This is a genomic window from Pseudarthrobacter woesei (genome assembly GCF_055412745.1).
Map to the genome: position 1 here is coordinate 47521 of NZ_JBVAYU010000013.1, position 18318 is coordinate 65838.

The window sequence follows — 18318 nt, forward strand, 5'->3', positions numbered from 1 at the left end:
GACGGGTCCTGTGAGACAATGAACATGGCTGGAACCCGATCCACATCCGGATTCCGGTCCGGCGACTTTGTTCCCAAGACCGCCAATGATGAGCAGGGAGCTACGGATCCTCTGATCCCGGCTATCCCGCAATGCCATTGGTCGGCACCTGGTTGTGGCGTGCAGATCAACGGGTTTCAGAACAATTCCGCCGGCCCTCCAGGGCTGCCGCACCCCACTGCCGGTGCGAACCTGAGGGTATTCAATTGACTTCTGTCAATGCCTGCGGGTGTTGACAAATAATTGCCCCAACGGGTGCCGTATGTGGCGGCACGTCAGGGGCAGGAGTGTCCCCACATATGGATAATGACCAGGTTGTAGCCGGTAACGAAGAACTGGCCGTTTCTGCGGACGCAGTAGACGCCACACCGCCCAAGCGGCCCGTCAGGACCCGCCGTAAAGCCGTCCCCAAGGCTGAGTCTGCCGAGCCCGCCGCGGACGCACCGGTCGAGGTTCCCGCCGCGGAAGTGCCGGTGGAAACCAAGAAGGCACCCGTTCGCCGCACCCGTGCCCGCAAGGTCGCCGGGGAGGCCGAGCCCCTCCCTGCCTTCGCCGAAGAGGCCGCGGCAGAACCGGTCGTCGAAGCCGCCGAAGCGCCCGCGGCCGAGGCTGCAGCTGACGTCGCAGCAGAGAAGAAGCCCGTCCGACGCCGCGCCAGCCGCGCCAAGGCAGCCGTCCCCGTGGTCGATGCCCCGGCAGTGGAGGAAGCCGAAGTCGGGCCCCCGGAAGTGCCCGCCGGCGCCCCCGCCACAACAGCGTCCGCCGCAGCAGCTCCCGCCGATGCCCCCGCCGCAGCAGCTCCCGCCGATGCCCCCGCCGCAGCAGCTCCCGCCGAGGCCCCCGCCGCAGCAGCTCCCGCCGATGCCCCCGCCGCAGCAGCTCCCGCCGATGCCCCCGCCGCANCCGCCGCCGGGGCAGAAGAGGTGCCGGCCGAAGCGCCGTCGGCAGCCTCCTCGCTCTTCCTGGAGCCCGGTGCCGTCACCTCGATGCTCTTCCGGGCCCCCGACTTGACCGCCGCCGTGCGTCCGGCACCGGCCGCCGCCGCCGCCGCCGAAGAAGCCGAAGATGAAGAAGGCGAAGAGGTCGACGGCCGCCGCCGCCGCCGCAGCCGTGGCCGCCGTGGCCGCAGCCGCACCGGCGAGGCCGAGACCGAAGGCGAAGGCGAAGGTTTCACCGAGGAAGCCGAAGAAGGCTCCGAGGAGACCCTGGCGGACGGCGTGACCTCCCGCCGCCGCCGCCGCCGCCGCCGCGGTGACCAGGACCTGGAGCTGACCGGCGGGGGAGACGACGACCCGCCCAACACGGTGACCCGCGTCCGTGCGCCCCGCGCCGCCAGCGAGCCGCCCGTCAACAACCGGGTCACGTCCGTCAAGGGCTCCACCCGGCTCGAGGCGAAGAAGCAGCGCCGCCGCGAATCCCGCGACACCGGCCGCCGCCGCACCGTCATCACCGAGGCCGAATTCCTGGCCCGCCGCGAGTCCGTGGACCGCCAGATGATCGTCCGCCAGCGCGACGACAGAATCCAGATCGGCGTCCTCGAAGACGGCGTCCTGGCCGAGCACTTTGTCTCCAAAACCCAGCAGGATTCCCTGATCGGCAACGTCTACCTGGGCAAGGTCCAGAACGTGTTGCCCTCCATGGAAGCCGCCTTCGTTGACATCGGACGCGGCCGCAACGCCGTGCTCTACGCCGGTGAGGTGAACTGGGAGTCCGTTAACCTCGAGGGCAAACAGCGCCGGATCGAGAATGCGCTGAAGTCCGGCGACTCCGTCCTCGTCCAGGTCACCAAGGACCCGGTCGGCCACAAGGGCGCCCGGCTCACCAGCCAGATCTCGCTGCCCGGCCGCTACCTCGTGTACGTGCCCGGCGGTTCCATGACCGGCATCTCCCGCAAGCTGCCCGACGTCGAACGCAACCGCCTCAAGCGGATCCTCAAGGACCGGCTGCCGGAAGACGCCGGCGTCATTGTCCGCACCGCGGCCGAGGGTGCATCCGAGGAAGAGCTCACCCACGACATTAACCGCCTCCGCGCGCAGTGGGAAGGCATCGAGGGCCAGTCGACGTCGAGCAAGCTCCTTGCCCCGGAACTGCTCTACGGCGAACCTGACCTGACCATCAAGGTGGTCCGCGACGTCTTCAACGAGGACTTCTCCAAGCTGATCGTCTCTGGCGAGGAGGCCTGGGACACCATCGAGGCCTACGTCACCTATGTGGCGCCGGACCTCGTGGGCCGGCTGGAAAAATGGACCAAGGACACGGACATCTTCGCGGCCTGGCGCATCGATGAGCAGATCCACAAGGCACTGGACCGCAAGGTCTTCCTGCCCTCCGGCGGTTCCCTCGTGATCGACCGCACCGAAGCCATGACCGTGGTGGACGTCAACACCGGCAAGTTCACCGGCAGCGGCGGCAACCTCGAGGAAACCGTCACCAAGAACAACCTGGAAGCGGCCGAGGAAGTCGTCCGGCAGCTCCGGCTCCGCGACATCGGCGGCATCATCGTGATCGACTTCATCGACATGGTGCTCGAATCCAACCGTGACCTTGTGCTGCGCCGCATGGTGGAGTGCCTGGGCCGGGACCGGACCAAACACCAGGTGGCGGAGGTGACCTCGCTGGGCCTCGTGCAGATGACGCGCAAGCGGATGGGCACCGGGCTGCTGGAAGTCTTCGGCGAACAGTGCGAAACCTGCGCCGGCCGCGGGATCGTCACCCACGACGAGCCGGTGGAACACCGCCGGGCCAACACCGTCGCCGCCGAACACTACGTCCCGCGGGCCGAGAGCCAGCCCGCGGCACGGACCGAGCGCAAGGGCCGCCGCCGCGGCCGGGGCGGCCAGGGCGCGGACGACCAGTCCGCCCCGGCAGCAGTCCACGCCGAGCCCACCGAGGCCGAGCGCCACGCCAAGGCCGAGACGACCCGCGCCGCGCTGGCGAATATTGCTGCTGCGGCGCACGCCGCCCACCTGCACGACGGGGAGGCCGACGCCGGAACCCGCCAGGCCGACGCCGAGACGCGCCGGGCCGCGGTCGAGGCCGTGGCGCAGTTCGCCGCCACGGAGGAAGCAGCCGGACGGCCCGCTGCCGTACTGACCTTCGGCGGCGAGCAGGTCGCCTTGCCGTTCGTTGAGCACGCTGACGACACCCCGGCACCGGCCCTGACCCTGGACCTGCTGACCGAAGCGTTCGCCCAGCTCGGCGAACCCGGGGACAGCAAACCGGCCACAGGCCGGACGGACGCAGACCGGACCGAAGCCGCCAAGACACCGGCCGCCAAGACGCCGGCCGCCCGGACAGCTACGGCGGCTCCCGCCCGCGCGGGCGGCACCGGACCCGGACGTGCCCAGGGACCCGGTTCCCAGACCGAGGCTGAGGCCGAGGCCGGCACGTCCCGCGCCCGCCGCGGACGCCGCAACCGGAGCGCCAGCCGCGCCCAGGGTGCAGCCAACGCGACGTCTGTTGAACACCGGGAGGCAACGGAGCACCGCGGGGCGGCCACGCAGGCCGCGGCAGGTGCGGTGCACGAGGCCAAGGCCCCGGCCGCCGCACCGGCAGCAGCGAAGCCGGCCGCGAACGAGCCGATCATCCTCGGCGTCGGCGTACCGGCGTCGGAGCTGTAACAGCCCAGTAGCCCGGTAGCTCAGCACGTCAGCAGTTCAGCAGGACCGCGGGTGCGGTCCGGACCCGGTGTAGCAATACGCCAGGTCCGGACCGCACCCGCGACTTCGTTAAGCGATACGGCTAGGCTGTAGCACTGACACGGGGTGCCGCGCATCGAGCCGGCTGAGATCCAGACCCGTTGAACCTGTCCGGTTAGCACCGGCGAAGGGATGTCTCGTGGCTTCATCCTCCGTTGCAGTGTCCACTTTTGCGGCCTCACTTCTTCCGCACGCCCCGCGGACCGCCGGGCCCAGGATCCCGCGCGTGCTTGCCATCGCTGGCTCGGACCCCTCCGGCGGGGCAGGCATCCAGGCCGATCTCAAGAGCATTGCCGCGCACGGCGGCTACGGCATGGCGGCGATCACGGCCCTAACCGCCCAGAACACCAGGGGCGTCAGCGCCGTCCACGTCCCGCCGGCGGCCTTCCTGACCGCCCAGCTGGAGGCGGTCAGCACGGATATCAGTATCGACGCCGTCAAGATCGGCATGCTGGGGGACACCGACGTGATCGACGCCGTCCGTGGCTGGCTCGACAAGACACGGCCCGGCGTCGTGGTCCTTGACCCGGTGATGGTGGCTACGAGCGGCGACCGGCTGCTGCAGGAGTCGGCCGAGGCTGCCCTGCACGCGCTGCTTCCCTATGCTGACCTGATTACGCCCAACCTTGCGGAGCTGGCGATCCTGCTGAAGGAACCCGTCGCCGCGGACTGGAACGGGGCCCTGGCCCAGGGTAAGCGGCTCGCCGCACTGGCCGGCACCACGGTCCTCGTGAAGGGCGGCCACCTCGACAGTGGTGCCGGCGCGGGGGGCGGTTACGCCGACGTCGGCTGCCCCGATGCGCTCGTCAACACCGGCGGACTGCTCCGCCAGGACGTTGTGGTGGTGCCTGGGCAGCGAGTGCCCACCCGCAACAGCCACGGAACCGGCTGCTCGCTGTCCTCGGCGATCGCCACTGTGCAGGCCCGCGTGGGGGACTGGGAGGCGGCGCTCCGCGAGGTCAAGCCGTGGCTGGCCGGTGCGCTGCGCGATTCGGAGCGCCTCGGCGTCGGAACGGGAAACGGCCCGGTCCACCATTTCCACCATGTGCAGCACCTGACCGAGCACCATGCCGGCCCGCGGCAACACGTCCCGGCAGAGGGCGAATTCGCCGTCGCGCTGCGAGACAGTGCTGCCGCGGACCTTGAGGCGATCTACGGGCTGGAGTTCATCAAGGCGCTGGCCGACGGTACGCTGCCGGAGAAGGACTTCGCTTACTACCTCGCGCAGGACGCCCAGTACCTCAACGGCTATTCGCGCGTGCTGGCCCGGGCGGCGGCCATGGCGCCCACCGAAGCCGAACAGCTCTTCTGGGCGCGCTCCGCGCAGAACTGCCTCGAAGTCGAGTCCGGGCTGCACCGGAACTGGCTCAGCACCCGCACGGCAGACCTGCGGCCGGGGCCGGTCACCAAGTCCTATGTGGACCATCTGCTGGCCGCCTCGGTCTCCGGCAGTTACGGGGTACTGGTGGCCGCCGTCCTGCCGTGCTTCTGGCTCTACGCCGAGGTGGGGGAATCCCTGCACGGAGAGTTCCTCGCCGCCGGGGCACCGGAAGCGCATCCCTATGCCGTATGGCTGAGTACCTACGCGGATGAGGAGTTCGCCGCAGCGACCCGGCAGGCGATCGCCTATACGGATGCGGCGGCCCGGCTGGCCTCGGGGCGTGAACGGGAGGCCATGGCGCTGGCCTTCCGGCAGTCGGCCGGCTATGAAGTAGAGTTCTTCGACGCGCCGAGGCTGCACGCCTGACGCGGACGGCCCGACGCAGCCTGTACGATAGTCGGGCACGGTTCCGGAAGTCGCAGCGGCACCACTCGGTCAATACCAAGTGGCGCCTATCACGAACTACCCGCCGGAACCAGCCTCATTTGCGACCGAAGGCGAATTTAGCGTAGTCTAGATCTTCGGTGCTTACGCCAACACTTGGGTTATGACCTTGAGGACAATCCGTTCAGTATTGTCCACGGGATAGCTCATGGGTTCCCCCGGGGAATCCACCGGCGTAGAGGCACAGCGTGAGCCGGACCAAATATCTTGGACCCAGGTTCCGCACGCAAATCTAGTAATAAACGTCGAGAGAAGTGAGTTCCCCAGTGGTGTACGCGATTGTCCGCGCAGGCGGCCGGCAAGAGAAGGTTTCCGTTGGAGACTTCGTTACCCTGAACCGCGTCCCCGGTGGAGCCGGCAGCACCTTTGAGCTGCCCGCACTGCTCCTGGTCGACGGTGACAAGGTTACGTCCGCTGCCGCGGACCTGGCCAAGGTAACGGTTACGGCTGAGATCCTCGAAGACCTTCGTGGTCCGAAGATCGTCATCCAGAAGTTCAAGAACAAGACCGGCTACAAGAAGCGCCAGGGTCACCGTCAGGAATTGACCAAGGTCAAGATCACCGGTATCAAGTAACTAACCGTTACTGTTCAGGTTTTCAGCAGATTCCCCAGAATTTTTAAGGCAGGCATTTTCAAATGGCACATAAAAAAGGCGCGAGTTCCACTCGCAACGGTCGTGACTCCAACGCCCAGTACCTCGGCGTCAAGCGCTTCGGCGGCCAGGTGGTTTCCGCAGGCGAGATCATCGTCCGCCAGCGTGGCACCCACTTCCACCCGGGCGCCGGCGTAGGCCGCGGCGGGGACGACACCCTGTTCGCGCTGGCCCCCGGCGCAGTCGAGTTCGGCACCCGCCGTGGTCGCCGCGTCGTGAACATCGTGGCTGCTGCAGCGGCAGAGTAACAACAAGCTGTAAATCGGTGGGGCGGGCCATTAGGTCCGCTCCACCGGTGTTTTAACCGCATTACAATCATCTTGGGCCACTTCGGGGGCCTAAGGAACAGCACTGAGGAGATCCACGTGGCGAGCTTTGTAGACCGGGTAGTACTGCACGTATCCGGCGGTACCGGCGGCCATGGTTGTGTCTCCGTCCACCGCGAGAAGTTCAAGCCCCTCGGCGGTCCGGACGGCGGCAACGGCGGCAACGGCGGCGACGTCATCCTGCGTGTCGATCCCCAGACCACCACCCTGCTGGACTACCACCACGCACCCCACCGGCACGCCACCAACGGCGGCCCCGGCATGGGCGACTGGCGCGGCGGCAAACACGGCGAAACCCTGATCCTTCCGGTCCCCGTCGGCACTGTGGTCAAGACCAAGTCCGGCGAACTCCTCGCCGACCTTGTGAGCGAAGGCGCCGAGTACATTGCGGCCGCCGGCGGCATCGGCGGCCTCGGCAACGCCTCGCTCTCCTCCCAGAAGCGCCGCGCGCCCGGCTTCGCCCTGCTCGGCATCGAAGGCGAGTCCAGCGACGTCGTCCTGGAACTGAAGTCCATCGCGGATATCGCACTGGTCGGCTTCCCGTCCGCCGGCAAGTCCAGCCTCATCGCCGCCATGTCCGCGGCGCGGCCCAAGATCGCCGACTACCCTTTCACCACCCTGATCCCCAACCTCGGCGTTGTCCAGGCCGGCGAGGTACGCTTCACGATCGCCGATGTGCCGGGCCTGATCGAAGGCGCCAGCGAAGGCAAGGGACTTGGCCACTATTTCCTGCGCCATGTCGAGCGCTGCGCCGCCCTGGTGCACGTGCTGGACTGCGGCACGCTCGAGTCCGACCGCGACCCGCTCTCCGACCTGGCTATCATCGAAGCCGAGCTCGAGAAGTACACGGTGGATATGAGCTACAGCGGAGCCGACGGCGAGGTGGTGCCGCTGAACCACCGCCCCCGCCTCGTCGCCCTGAACAAGGTGGACCTGCCGGACGGCAAGGACATGGCCGAGTTCGTCCGCCCGGAACTCGAATCCCGCGGCTACAAGGTCTTCGAGATCTCGGCCACGAGCCACGAAGGCCTGCGCCAGCTCGGCTTCGCCATGGGTGAAATCGTCCAGGCCGCCCGCGACGCCCTCGCGGCCGCCCCGCCGAAGGTCCACGCCCCCGTGCTCAAGCCTCGTGCCGTCAACGAATCCGGCTTCAAGATCCGCCGGGAAGAGAAGAACCTCGAGCCGCTGTTCCGGGTCCTGGGCGACAAGCCCGTGCGCTGGGTCAAGCAGACCGACTTCACCAACGAGGAAGCTATCGGCTACCTCGCCGACCGCCTCGCCAAGCTGGGCGTCGAAAACGAACTGTTCAAGCAGGGCGCCGTGCCGGGCGACACGGTCGTCATTGGTGAGGACGACGGCGTCGTCTTCGACTGGGAACCGACCATGATGGCCGGTGCCGAGCTGCTGGCCGCCCCCCGCGGCACCGACGTGCGCTTCGCCGACATCGGCGACCGCCCCACCCGCGGGCAGAAGCGCGACGAGCAGGTGGAACGCCGCGATGCCAAGGCCGCCGCCCGCGCCGAGCTCGAAGCCGAGCGCAAGGCCGGCATCTGGACCGAATCCGTGAGCGGACGCCGGGCCAAGCCGCTCAAGGAGAGTGCACTGGGCGAAGAAAATGGGGAGTGAACCCGTAGACGTGCGTGCTGGTTCCGCAGTCATCATCGAGGAACCCGGCAACGACCGGAGCGTGCTTGCCAGGGCGCGCCGCATCGTGGTCAAGGTTGGATCGTCGTCGCTCACCAGCATCAAGGGCGGCATTTCCGAAGAGGCGCTCATCGCACTGTCGGACGCCCTTGCGGTCAAGAGCAATGCGGGCATGGAAATCATCCTGGTGTCGTCGGGGGCCATCGCCGCCGGCCTGGCACCGCTGGGACTGGCCAAGCGACCCCGGGACCTGGCCACCCAGCAGGCAGCGGCCAGCGTGGGCCAGGGCCTCTTGATGGCGCGGTACACACAGGCGTTTGGCGCCCACGGCGTGACCGTCAGCCAGGTGTTGCTCACGGCGGATGACCTGATGAGGCGCAGCCACCACACCAATGCCTTCCGCGCCCTGAACAGGCTGCTCAACCTTGGCGTGGTGCCGGTGGTCAATGAAAACGACACCGTGGCCACGCACAAGATCCGCTTCGGCGACAACGACCGCCTGTCGGCCCTCGTGGCCCATCTGGTGCGTGCCGATGCCCTGGTGCTGTTGTCCGACGTTGATTCGCTCTACGACGGACCTCCGGCGAAGGGTGCCAAGCGGATTCCCCGCGTGGACGGCCCGCAGGACCTCGAAGGTGTGACCATCGGCGCGCCCGGCAAGGCCGGAGTGGGCACCGGCGGAATGCAGACCAAGGTCGAGGCGGCCATCATGGCGGCCGACTCCGGAATCCCCGCGATGGTCACGTCGACGGCGAATGTGGCAGCAGCCCTGGCCGGCGAAGACGTTGGAACATGGTTCACCGTCAACGGGGCACGCAAGCCCGTGCGGATGATGTGGCTCGCCCACCTCGCGCACGTGCAGGGCCGGCTGATCCTCGACGACGGCGCGGTGACGGCTGTTTGTGATAACCACACCTCGCTGCTCCCGGCCGGGATCTCGGCGGTTGAAGGTGTTTTCGAAGCAGGGGATGCCGTGGAAATGGTCGCTGCCGACGGGACCGTCATTGCGCGCGGCCTGGTCAACTATTCTGCTGCCGAGTTGCCGCAGATGCTGGGCCGCTCCACGGTGGAACTCGGGGAGTCGCTGGGGCGCGGATTTGACCGCGAGGTTGTCCACGTTGACGACCTGGTTCTGGTTTAGCCGGCGCACCCGCCTAGACTTGAAGGATGACTGAGGCACTGATTCCCCAAGCCGCTGCGACTTCCAACGATGCCACGCAGGCAGCCCCGATGCCCGAAGCAGGGAAGGTGCGTCCTTCGGCGGCCGACGTCGAGGCCGCCGTCCACGCCATCGCCGACCGCTCCCGCCACGCCGCCCGCCGGATGGCCCACGCCAACCGTGCGTGGAAGGACCGGGGCCTGCGCGCCATCGCTGCGGCCCTGCTGGAGCGCCAGAGCCAGATCCTCGCCGCCAACGCCAAGGATGTCGCCGCCGGCCGGGCCAACGGCACCTCCGCGGCCCTGCTGGACCGCCTCACCCTCACCGGCGCCCGCATGCAGGCCCTTGCCACGGCGCTCGAAAGCCTTGCGAACCTGCCCGACCCGGTCGGCAACGTGGTGCGCGGCCAGACCCTCCCCAACGGGCTGAGGCTGCGCCAGATCAACGTGCCCATGGGCGTCGTCGCCGCCATCTACGAGGCGCGCCCCAACGTCACAGTGGACATTGCCGGGCTGGGCCTGAAGAGCGGCAACGCCGTGATCCTGCGCGGCGGGACCGCCGCCGCCGCCACGAACGCCGCCCTGGTCACCGTCCTCCGCGAGGCCCTCGAATCGGTGGGACTGCCCGCGGACGCCGTGCAGACCGTCGACCAGTACGGCCGCGAAGGCGCCAACGCCCTCATGCGGGCCCGCGGCCGCGTCGACGTGCTGATTCCCCGCGGCGGCCGCGAACTGATCCAGTCCGTCGTGACCAACGCCAAGGTGCCGGTGATCGAGACCGGCGAAGGCAACGTGCACATCTTCCTGGATGCCTCGGCCAACGAGGAAATGGCCGTGGACATCCTGCTCAACTCCAAGACCCAGCGGCCCAGCGTCTGCAATACCGTGGAAACGCTCCTTGTCCACTCCTCCTCCACCGTGCTGCCGGCCGTCGCCGCCGCCCTGCGTGCCGCCGGCGTCACCCTGCACGTCGATGAAAGGACCCGTGCGGCCCTGCCGGCCACCGTCGCATCCGTTCCCGCCACCGAGGAGGACTGGGCCACCGAGTACATGGACCTGGACCTCGCCGTCGCCATGGTGGACAGCCTGGACGATGCCGTCAAGCACATCCGCACCTGGTCAACCGGCCACACCGAGGCCATCCTGACCAACGACCTCGCCAACGCCGAACGTTTTATTGCCGAGATCGATTCGGCCGCCGTGATCGTGAACGCATCCACCCGGTTCACCGACGGCGGCGAGCTGGGCCTGGGCGCCGAGGTGGGGATTTCCACCCAGAAGCTGCACGCGCGCGGCCCGATGGGACTGACCGAGCTGACCACCACCAAGTGGATCGTGCAGGGCGAGGGCCAGATCAGGGGCTAGCAACGCTGTAACATGGAACAGAAGTCCGGAACGGCGGGGACATCCGTCGTCGCAAAAATTTTTGAACTCATAAGGGGAGAACATGCTGTCGCAGCAGATCGCCACCATCATCGCCGCTGCCGGCGAGGCCGGCCACGAGGAACTCGCACCGATTTGGGCGCCGCCGTGGGTGTTTGGGGCATCGATCTTCGCGATCCTCCTCGTGATGATGTTCATCACGCTGTCCTACTCCAACCTGGGCAGGCGCCACGAAGCCGTCGAGGAGCACGCGGATCCGCACCGCCAGCACCCCAACAAGCACGATCACGGCCAAGGGCACTAATATTTCCGCCACCGTGAAGCAGCGCGACGCTAAGCGCCGCCTGCGGCTTGGTGTGATGGGCGGCACTTTCGACCCGATCCACCACGGCCACCTTGTCGCGGCCAGCGAGGTCGCGGCCAAGTTTGACTTGGATGAAGTGGTGTTTGTGCCTACGGGCCAGCCGTGGCAGAAGTTGAGCAAGAAGGTCAGTGAGGCCGAGCACCGCTACCTCATGACCGTGATCGCCACGGCCTCGAACCCGCGGTTCACGGTGAGCAGGGTCGACGTCGACCGGCCCGGCCCCACGTACACCATCGACACACTGCGGGACCTGCACACGCTGCGGCCCGACGCGGATCTGTTCTTTATCACGGGTGCGGATGCCCTGGGCCAGATTCTTTCGTGGAAAGACATCGACGAACTGTGGTCCCTTGCGCACTTCGTCGGCGTCACCCGCCCCGGCCACGTCCTGGACGGGATGGGACGCAAGGACGTCAGCCTGCTTGAAGTTCCCGCCATGGCGATCTCCTCGACCGACTGCCGCACCAGGGTCGCGGCAGGAAATCCCGTCTGGTACCTCGTGCCGGACGGTGTGGTCCAGTACATCGCCAAGTACGGACTGTACGACGGCGACCCGGCAACAGTCGACCGCGGGGCCGGAAACCGCGCCGCACGTTATGACCGAAGCACCGAGATAGCCCAACCCGCCAGCACCGAATGAGTCTGAAATGAGTCAGGAACAGCCACCCGTCCGCAGCCGCCGCGAACTGCGGCAGGCCAGAGATGAACGCCTGGAAGCGAACCAGGAGTCCGGGACACAAGGTCCCGGCGAGGTTTCGCCTGCCTCAAACACGCCTGTTTCAAAGCCTGCCGCCCAGGTTGACCCCGGGGAGCCCACCCCCGCCGAGGTCACCGGCCGCAGCCGCCGCGTGGCCGAGGGCCCCGTGGACTCCGTGCGAACGGGTCCCGAACGCTCCTCCCAGGTCCGCGCCCGGGATCGCGCCACGCTGCGCACCATCAAGGAACTTGCCGAAAAAGAGGGCCACCTCGCAGGCGGCGGACCGCCCACCCGCCGCCAGCTCCGGCTCCTGCAGCTGGCCGCCGAAACGGCCCCCGCGACGTCGGCCAACCTGATTGTCCCCGCCTCGCCGCGGACCCGGGCCACACCGGTCGTACCCCAGCCGGGCGCCCGGCCGGGAGAGCAGCCGTCGGCACCCAAGGGCCCGAAGGCCGCAGACCAGGACGCCGGTGCCCCCGGTCCCGGTCCCGGCGGCAAGGGTCCCGAGGGGATGACCGTGGAACAGGCCCTGGCCGCGCGTGAACTCCTCGCCCAGCAGGCCCAGAACCAGCTGGCCAAAACCGAACACATTAACGCGGCGGATCCCGGAGCCGTTGATCCTGACGTACTGGCCGAGCAGATTGCCCTGGCCGAGCGGGCAGCGGTGCTGAACCGCAGGGCCGCCGCCAAGCAGAAGCTCGCCGAGCAGAACAGCCAGCCGGAGCCGGTGCGGAACGATCCCACCACCGCCAACAACCTGGCCATGGTGACACCCCTGGAGTTCGTCCAGGTTCCCGGCGTGGAGCGGCCCGTCATGAAGCGCCCTGCCACGTCCTACGTTCCGGTCGTCACCAACTCGGGTCCCCGGGTTGATGCCCCCCGGAAGTCCGGCAACCGCCGTCCCGGTTCCTCGCGCCAGCGCGGCGCAGGGCCCGTGACCGGCCGTGCCGGCGTGCTCGCCCGCGCCGAAGCTGCCGCCAGGGCCGCCTCCGGAACACCGGCACCGTCACCGCAGGCGGTAAACCGGACCACGGTGGACCAGTCCGACGACGAGTTGGCCGGCCGGACACCGGTGGCCGCAAATTCGGCCTACGGACTCGATCCGCTGGATGCGGCCACTGCGGGCCTGGGCCGGGCCCGGCGCCTCCGCCTGCTGCAGCTTGGCGTGCTGACCCTGGGTGTGCTGGCCCTCATCGCCGGCATCACACTGATCATCACCGGTCTGGGCCGTTAGGCCTGCAGGCTTCGGCACCTGATGTTCCGCCGAGGACCCTGACCCCGGCCGTTCAACCCCACAGAATTCAACACCAAAGCTTTTCACCCCAACAAGGAGTCCCGTGACTGCAACAGATTCAGCCATCGCCACAGCCCGACACGCAGCCCGAGCTGCCGCGGAGAAACTCGCCGAGGACATCATGGCCATGGACGTCAGTGAGCGTCTGGCCCTGGCCGACATCTTCCTGATCGCCTCGGCACCGTCCGAACGGCAGGTCAACGGCATCGTTGACGGCATTGAAGATGAACTCTCCAAGTTCGATCTCAAGCCGATCCGCCGTGAAGGCCGATCCGGCGGCCGCTGGGTGCTGCTGGACTACGGCGACATTGTCATCCACGTCCAGCACGAGGAAGACCGCGTGTTCTACGCTCTCGAGCGCCTCTGGAAGGACTGCCCCGTGGTCGACCTGCAGCTGGGCGATGACACCTCGGCCAAGGCCACTGTCGCCGCCGAAACCGAGTAGCAGGCCGGAACAGCCGGGCGGGAAGTCCGAGTATGCCCGATTTGGAATTTTCCGAAAGGCTGTTCTAAGATATTTGAGTTGCTTCGGAGAGATCCGGACGACGAACCGGATCCGGTAGCGCACGTTACGGAGTCGGAGCAACGCAAATTCGGGGCTGTGGCGCAGCTGGTAGCGCACCTGCATGGCATGCAGGGGGTCAGGGGTTCGAGTCCCCTCAGCTCCACCGGATGATCCGCCGGAATCGCAAGATTCCGGCGGATTTTTTTTGCCTGTTTTCGGGCTCCCCGGCACGGACATTGCGGAAATCCGGGACGGTTCTTCCTGCGGCTGTCGCTGCCCCTTTGACTGCCAATTTCACTGCGCGGGGGGTCGATTCGCGTCAGCGGCAAATGTGGCTTAAGATAATCAGGTTGCTTCCGGGATACCGGTTCTTCACCACCAATTCGGGGCTGTGGCGCAGCTGGTAGCGCACCTGCATGGCATGCAGGGGGTCAGGGGTTCGAGTCCCCTCAGCTCCACCGAAGAGGCCCCGCTCAGCGAGCGGGGCCTCAGCTGTTTTCCGGCCGGCCCTCCTGCCGCCGGGTCCGCCACGCACCCGTCGCCCACAGCGCCCACACCACGAGCAGCGGCTGGAAGAGCAGGCGGATGCCGCGGCTTAGGTCCGAGTTGAGACCGAATGAATCGCTGGCGGTGACGAACTGCGAGATGTTGCCCGGGAACACCGCCACGAAGAAGGCCGCAACGATCCAGCCGAGGGCTGTCCGCCGTCGCCGGAGCAGCAGCAGGCCGAGTCCCAGGACAATCTCCACCAGCCCGGAGGCCACTACGACGAAGTCAACGTCGAGCGGCAGCCAGGGCGGCACCTGGGCGCGGAACGCCGCACGGCTCCAGCCGAGGTGGCTGACGCCGGCCAGGACCAGGAATCCGCCCAGCAGCAAACGGCCGGCGGTCCGCAAAACCGAACGCAGCCGGGAATCCGCGGCGCGGGCTGGAAGTGGACCTGGGGTACGGACCGGACCGTGGGATCGAACTGGACTGTCGGCCATGCGGCGCCACCTTCGCTGGGGTGGAATCAGCTTAGCAACGAAGCCTCGTAGGCCCCGGCCCCGCTGGACTAATATTGGGGACGTGAATGAGAACCTGCCGCCGTGCCCCGAATGCTCCAGCGAATACACGTACGAGATGGGGGCGCTCTTGGTCTGCCCGGAGTGCGCGCATGAGTGGTCAGCCGCCGCAGCGGAGGATTCCGAAGAGCAGGAAGCGAAGCCGATCAAGGACGCCGTCGGCAACATCCTCGCCGACGGGGACACCGTCACGGTCATCAAGGACCTCAAGATCAAGGGGAGCTCCACCGTGATCAAGGTGGGCACCAAGGTCCGCGGCATCCGGCTCGTGAATGGCGTGGGCGACCATGACATCGACTGCAAGGTTGACGGCGTCGGTCCCATGCAGCTGAAATCCAGTGTGGTTAAGAAGATCTGACCAGCCAGGGAGCCAGCTCATGACTCAGTCACCGTCCCCGGCGCCGAGGAAGGGCGAACTCCGTCGGCGGATGTGGGGAGCAGCCGGAGGGGGAGTGGCAGGGTTCGCCCTGGCGTCCATTGCCTACCTGCTGATAACGCCTGTGCTGGAAGCCAGCCCGGGGTGGCTCCGGGAAATACAGGGTCTGTCGTGGAATCTTGTTCCCGGCCTCACCCTGCTGGGCGGGATCACCGGATGGTTGGCATCCGGCCGGCGAAGCCCCCGCTGAACAACAAGTCGCTGAACAACCGGACGGCGAACAACCGGACGCGATCCCGTGGGCAGGGTCAAAAAGAGATGCTCCATGGGGGAGCAGGATAAGTTTTGCAGGGGTCCTCAATTTCCGGGCCCGAACACCTGACCCAACAAAAGGCGGAAGCTCGCGCGTGGCGGACAACAATCTCGAATCCTTCTTCTCCCGGCTGCGGAGGTTCCCGGACGTCGACGCGACGAACCTGCAGGCCTGGGACGCCACGGACAAGCTCCTGCTGGACACCGCCCTCGAAATGCTGGCGGCCGGACTCCTGGAGCCCGGCAGCAGGATCGCCATCGTGGGAGACCGCTACGGCGCGCTGACTCTGGGGGCACTCGGCCTCGGAGTCGTCAGCCCGGATGCCGGCCCGGTCCGCGTCCACCAGGACCTGATCACGGGAGAACGCGCCCTTCGCCACAACGCCGGGACTCTGGGCATCACGGGGGGCTTTGAACAGTTCCCGCTCGGCGCCGAACTCCTGGCCGGCGCCGCGGTGGTGCTGGTCCAGCTGCCCAAGTCCCTCGCCGAACTGGAGGAAATCGCCGACGCCGTGGCCCGCCATGCGGCGCCCGGCGTCGTACTTCTCGCCGGCGGCCGGGTCAAGCACATGAGCCTTGGCATGAATGCCGTCCTGGAGCGCTACTTCAGCGAGGTCCAGCCGCAGCTAGCCCGGCAGAAGTCCCGGATACTGCTGGCCCGGGGCCCCAAACCGGCCACTGCGGCCCCGCGGTTCCCCATCTCCGCGGACAACGCCGAGCTCGGCTTGACCGTCTGTGCCCGCGGGGCCGTCTTCGCAGGCACCGGACTGGACATCGGAACCCGTTTCCTCCTGGACTTCCTCCCGCAAATGCCCCCCGCACGCCGTGCAGTCGACCTTGGGTGCGGCACCGGGATCCTCGCGGCGATGTACGCCCGCCGCAACCCCGGCTCCATGGTCACGGCCACCGACCAGTCCGCGGCCGCCGTCGACTCCGCCCGTGCCACCGCCCTGGCCAACGGGCTCCAGGACCGGATCGCTGTCCTGCAGGACGACGCCATGGACTCCCTGCCGGCGGCCAGCGCCCAGCTGATCCTGCTGAATCCGCCCTTCCATGTGGGCGCCGCGGTCCATGCCGGGGCAGGCATCAAGCTGATCGAGGCCGCGGGGCGGGTCCTCGCACCGGGCGGGGAACTCTGGACGGTCTTCAACACCCACCTGCACTACCGGCCGGTCCTGGAGCGGCTGATCGGCCCCACCCGGGAGATCGGCCGGAACCCGAAATTCACGGTGACCGCGAGTATCCGCAAATCCGCGGAAGAATGAAGCTGGCGTGTGGGCGGGTCCCGGCCCGTGACGTAGCATTCTCACATAAGCAGTGCTTAGCCAAAGACGTTTAGGGGTATCAGTGTCTGAGATCCGCCAGCCCTCGCCGAGGCGCGGAACCAATTTGCCCCGGATGGGCGATTTTAACCTCACGGTCATCCTCGATGCCATCCGGCGCTCCCCGGCCGGTCTGAGCCGGGTGGAGCTGGCCCAGATCGTTGGCCTGTCCCCGCAGACGATCTCCAACATCTCCCGCCGCCTGCTGGACCAAAACCTGATCTACGAGGCAGGCAAGGAAGGCACCGGGCCCGGCAAGCCCCGGACCATGCTGCGGCTCAACGCCGGCGGAATGTCTGCCGTGGGCGTCCACCTGGACCCCGCCGTGACCACCTTCGTGGTGCTGGACCTCGTGGGCGCCGTGGTCAAACACTCCCGGATCAAAACCCCTGCCGGCACCGATCCCAAGGCCGTCATCGACACCATCGCCGACGAGATCAAGCAGCTCATCGCGGACTCCGGCGTGGACCCGTCCCGGATCGCCGGACTGGGCGTCGCCTCGCCCGGCCCCATCGACCTCAACGAGGGCACCGTCGTTGACCCTCCACTCCTGCTGGGCTGGGACCGGGTCCCGCTGCGGGATGCCCTGGCGGAGGCCACCGGACTGTCCACCCTCGTGGACAAGGACGTGACCAGCGCCGCGGTGGCCGAAACCTGGGCCGGCGGCCCCAGCGGCGCAGGAAGCTTCATCTTCATGTACATGGGCACCGGCATCGGCTGCGGGATCGTCCTCAACGACGAAGTGGTCCGCGGCACGTCCGGGAACGCCGGCGAAATCGGCCATATCGTGGTTGATCCGGGCGGGGCGCCCTGCGACTGCGGGCTGCGCGGCTGCGTGAAGTCCTCCTGCATCCCGCAGGTGCTGGTGGCCCAGGCCATCGAGGCCGGTGTGCTGGATGCGTCCCACCAGGCCACGAACGGCCCCGCGATCCAGGACAGTTTCGCCGCGCTGTGCGCCGCGGCCGCCGCCGGGGACACCCGGGCAACAGACATCATCGACCACTCCGCCGTGCTCGTCGCCCGGGCCGTCTCGACCATCACCAACACCCTGGACGTGGACCGCGTCGTATTCGGCGGCCCCTTCTGGACCTGCCTCGCTGACCGCTATCTGGGCCGGATCCCGGAGCTGGTCAGGGAAAACAGTGCCACCCGGAAGATCCACGCCACCGAGGTGGTCGGCACCGGCGTTGGCGAAGATGTGGGCGCCATCGGCGCTGCCTGCCTCGTCCTCGAGCACACGCTGGCGCCGCGCTCGCAGCGCCTCCTGCTGGAGGGCTGATCCGCTGGAGGGCTGATCCGGGGCCGTCTCCGGCGGGGCTCCCGTCGGCGGTGCCGGTCAGTCGATGTCCTCGATGACGGTGCCGAAGGGGATGGTGTTGTCGAGGTGTGCCTGATGGCCGTGCGGAAGCACGAGAATCCTGACGCCGTGCGACTTGTCCGCCGCGGACTGCATCAGAACGGGCCGGACCGTGTTGACGAAACTCTCGCTCTTGCCGGCGAGGTACTCCTGATAACTGGCTGGAAGCTGAATCATGGCAACAGGATAGCCCTGTGCGGGCACGATGGGGAGGGGTCCCCAATGCCGGGACCCCGGGCACAGGCTTGGATAGGATGCCCGGTGGCCGCGGCAGTTGCCGCCACCGGACCAGACCAGCTAC

General features: G+C 67.8%; 16 protein-coding genes, 2 tRNA genes and 1 riboswitch. Of the genes, 16 read left to right on the forward strand and 2 right to left on the reverse strand.

The genetic code is table 11. The annotated features are described in order from the left end of the window. Positions 1-1532: 1532 nt before the first annotated feature. The 13 genes from ACZYZE_RS16100 (at position 1533) to ACZYZE_RS16160 (ending at position 14044) form a co-directional block, all read left to right on the forward strand. Entirely contained in the window at positions 1533-3659 is a 2127-nt protein-coding gene (locus tag ACZYZE_RS16100) for an Rne/Rng family ribonuclease (protein ID WP_463908885.1), read from the forward strand. A 130-nt stretch (positions 3660-3789) separates the two neighbouring features. Continuing rightward, a riboswitch (TPP riboswitch) is annotated at positions 3790-3887 on the forward strand. A 10-nt stretch (positions 3888-3897) separates the two neighbouring features. After that, the gene (locus ACZYZE_RS16105) at positions 3898-5484 is read left to right on the forward strand and encodes a bifunctional hydroxymethylpyrimidine kinase/phosphomethylpyrimidine kinase (protein ID WP_463908887.1); all 1587 of its coding nucleotides are present in this window, start codon (positions 3898-3900) and stop codon (positions 5482-5484) included. A gap of 344 nt (positions 5485-5828) precedes the next feature. Then, entirely contained in the window at positions 5829-6137 is a 309-nt protein-coding gene (gene rplU / locus ACZYZE_RS16110) for a 50S ribosomal protein L21 (protein WP_018773353.1), read from the forward strand. A gap of 62 nt (positions 6138-6199) precedes the next feature. Beyond that, positions 6200-6463 carry a 50S ribosomal protein L27 gene (gene rpmA, locus ACZYZE_RS16115; protein WP_069952019.1) on the forward strand — a complete coding sequence of 88 codons (264 nt, stop codon included), beginning with the start codon at positions 6200-6202 and terminating at the stop codon, positions 6461-6463. Positions 6464-6580: 117 nt separating this feature from the next. Further along, the gene (gene obgE / locus ACZYZE_RS16120; RefSeq protein WP_459317669.1) at positions 6581-8167 is read left to right on the forward strand and encodes a GTPase ObgE; all 1587 of its coding nucleotides are present in this window, start codon (positions 6581-6583) and stop codon (positions 8165-8167) included. Beyond that, positions 8157-9326, forward strand: coding sequence for a glutamate 5-kinase (gene proB, locus ACZYZE_RS16125; RefSeq protein WP_463908834.1), 1170 nt, complete (start codon positions 8157-8159; stop codon positions 9324-9326). Before obgE ends, proB begins: the two co-directional genes overlap by 11 nt. A 26-nt stretch (positions 9327-9352) precedes the next feature. Further along, entirely contained in the window at positions 9353-10708 is a 1356-nt protein-coding gene (locus ACZYZE_RS16130) for a glutamate-5-semialdehyde dehydrogenase (RefSeq protein ID WP_463908836.1), read from the forward strand. Positions 10709-10790: 82 nt separating this feature from the next. After that, entirely contained in the window at positions 10791-11030 is a 240-nt protein-coding gene (locus tag ACZYZE_RS16135; RefSeq protein WP_463908838.1) for a hypothetical protein, read from the forward strand. A gap of 55 nt (positions 11031-11085) precedes the next feature. Then, positions 11086-11730, forward strand: a complete 645-nt coding sequence (gene nadD, locus ACZYZE_RS16140; protein ID WP_463908889.1) for a nicotinate-nucleotide adenylyltransferase — start codon at positions 11086-11088, stop codon at positions 11728-11730. 7 nt (positions 11731-11737) lie between these two features. Continuing rightward, the gene (locus ACZYZE_RS16145; RefSeq protein WP_463908840.1) at positions 11738-13021 is read left to right on the forward strand and encodes a hypothetical protein; all 1284 of its coding nucleotides are present in this window, start codon (positions 11738-11740) and stop codon (positions 13019-13021) included. 103 nt (positions 13022-13124) lie between these two features. Next, a complete protein-coding gene (gene rsfS, locus ACZYZE_RS16150; protein ID WP_459317674.1) occupies positions 13125-13526 on the forward strand; it encodes a ribosome silencing factor in 402 nt (133 codons plus the stop codon). A gap of 150 nt (positions 13527-13676) precedes the next feature. Further along, a tRNA-Ala gene (locus tag ACZYZE_RS16155) sits at positions 13677-13749 on the forward strand. A 222-nt stretch (positions 13750-13971) separates the two neighbouring features. Then, positions 13972-14044: transfer RNA gene (locus ACZYZE_RS16160), tRNA-Ala, on the forward strand. A gap of 30 nt (positions 14045-14074) precedes the next feature. On the opposite strand, the gene ACZYZE_RS16165 is transcribed toward ACZYZE_RS16160, so the two are convergent. After that, positions 14075-14482, reverse strand: a complete 408-nt coding sequence (locus ACZYZE_RS16165; RefSeq protein ID WP_459317675.1) for a DoxX family protein — start codon at positions 14480-14482, stop codon at positions 14075-14077. Between the two features lie 172 nt (positions 14483-14654). Here ACZYZE_RS16165 and ACZYZE_RS16170 point away from each other — a divergent pair, with 172 nt between their 5' ends. The 3 genes from ACZYZE_RS16170 (at position 14655) to ACZYZE_RS16180 (ending at position 17939) form a co-directional block, all read left to right on the forward strand. Beyond that, positions 14655-15008, forward strand: a complete 354-nt coding sequence (locus ACZYZE_RS16170) for a zinc ribbon domain-containing protein YjdM (protein WP_463908842.1) — start codon at positions 14655-14657, stop codon at positions 15006-15008. A gap of 425 nt (positions 15009-15433) precedes the next feature. Beyond that, positions 15434-16603 carry a class I SAM-dependent methyltransferase gene (locus ACZYZE_RS16175; protein ID WP_459317677.1) on the forward strand — a complete coding sequence of 390 codons (1170 nt, stop codon included), beginning with the start codon at positions 15434-15436 and terminating at the stop codon, positions 16601-16603. A 133-nt stretch (positions 16604-16736) separates the two neighbouring features. Further along, entirely contained in the window at positions 16737-17939 is a 1203-nt protein-coding gene (locus ACZYZE_RS16180; RefSeq protein WP_463908843.1) for an ROK family transcriptional regulator, read from the forward strand. A gap of 57 nt (positions 17940-17996) precedes the next feature. Here the strand turns inward: ACZYZE_RS16180 and ACZYZE_RS16185 are convergent, their stop codons facing one another. Continuing rightward, positions 17997-18194, reverse strand: coding sequence for a hypothetical protein (locus tag ACZYZE_RS16185; protein WP_459317679.1), 198 nt, complete (start codon positions 18192-18194; stop codon positions 17997-17999). Positions 18195-18318: the final 124 nt, after the last annotated feature.

Excerpts from the sequence above, each read along its gene's own strand:
- ACZYZE_RS16135 (WP_463908838.1), top strand. The coding sequence starts at position 10,791 with ATGCTGTCGCAGCAGATCGCCACCATCATCGCCGCTGCCGGCGAGGCC.
- ACZYZE_RS16100 (WP_463908885.1), top strand. The coding sequence starts at position 1,533 with ATGATCGTCCGCCAGCGCGACGACAGAATCCAGATCGGCGTCCTCGAA.
- ACZYZE_RS16185 (WP_459317679.1), bottom strand. The coding sequence starts at position 18,194 with ATGATTCAGCTTCCAGCCAGTTATCAGGAGTACCTCGCCGGCAAGAGC.
- ACZYZE_RS16180 (WP_463908843.1), top strand. The coding sequence starts at position 16,737 with ATGGGCGATTTTAACCTCACGGTCATCCTCGATGCCATCCGGCGCTCC.
- proB (WP_463908834.1), top strand. The coding sequence starts at position 8,157 with ATGGGGAGTGAACCCGTAGACGTGCGTGCTGGTTCCGCAGTCATCATC.
- rpmA (WP_069952019.1), top strand. The coding sequence starts at position 6,200 with ATGGCACATAAAAAAGGCGCGAGTTCCACTCGCAACGGTCGTGACTCC.
- ACZYZE_RS16130 (WP_463908836.1), top strand. The coding sequence starts at position 9,353 with ATGACTGAGGCACTGATTCCCCAAGCCGCTGCGACTTCCAACGATGCC.
- nadD (WP_463908889.1), top strand. The coding sequence starts at position 11,086 with ATGGGCGGCACTTTCGACCCGATCCACCACGGCCACCTTGTCGCGGCC.
- ACZYZE_RS16145 (WP_463908840.1), top strand. The coding sequence starts at position 11,738 with ATGAGTCAGGAACAGCCACCCGTCCGCAGCCGCCGCGAACTGCGGCAG.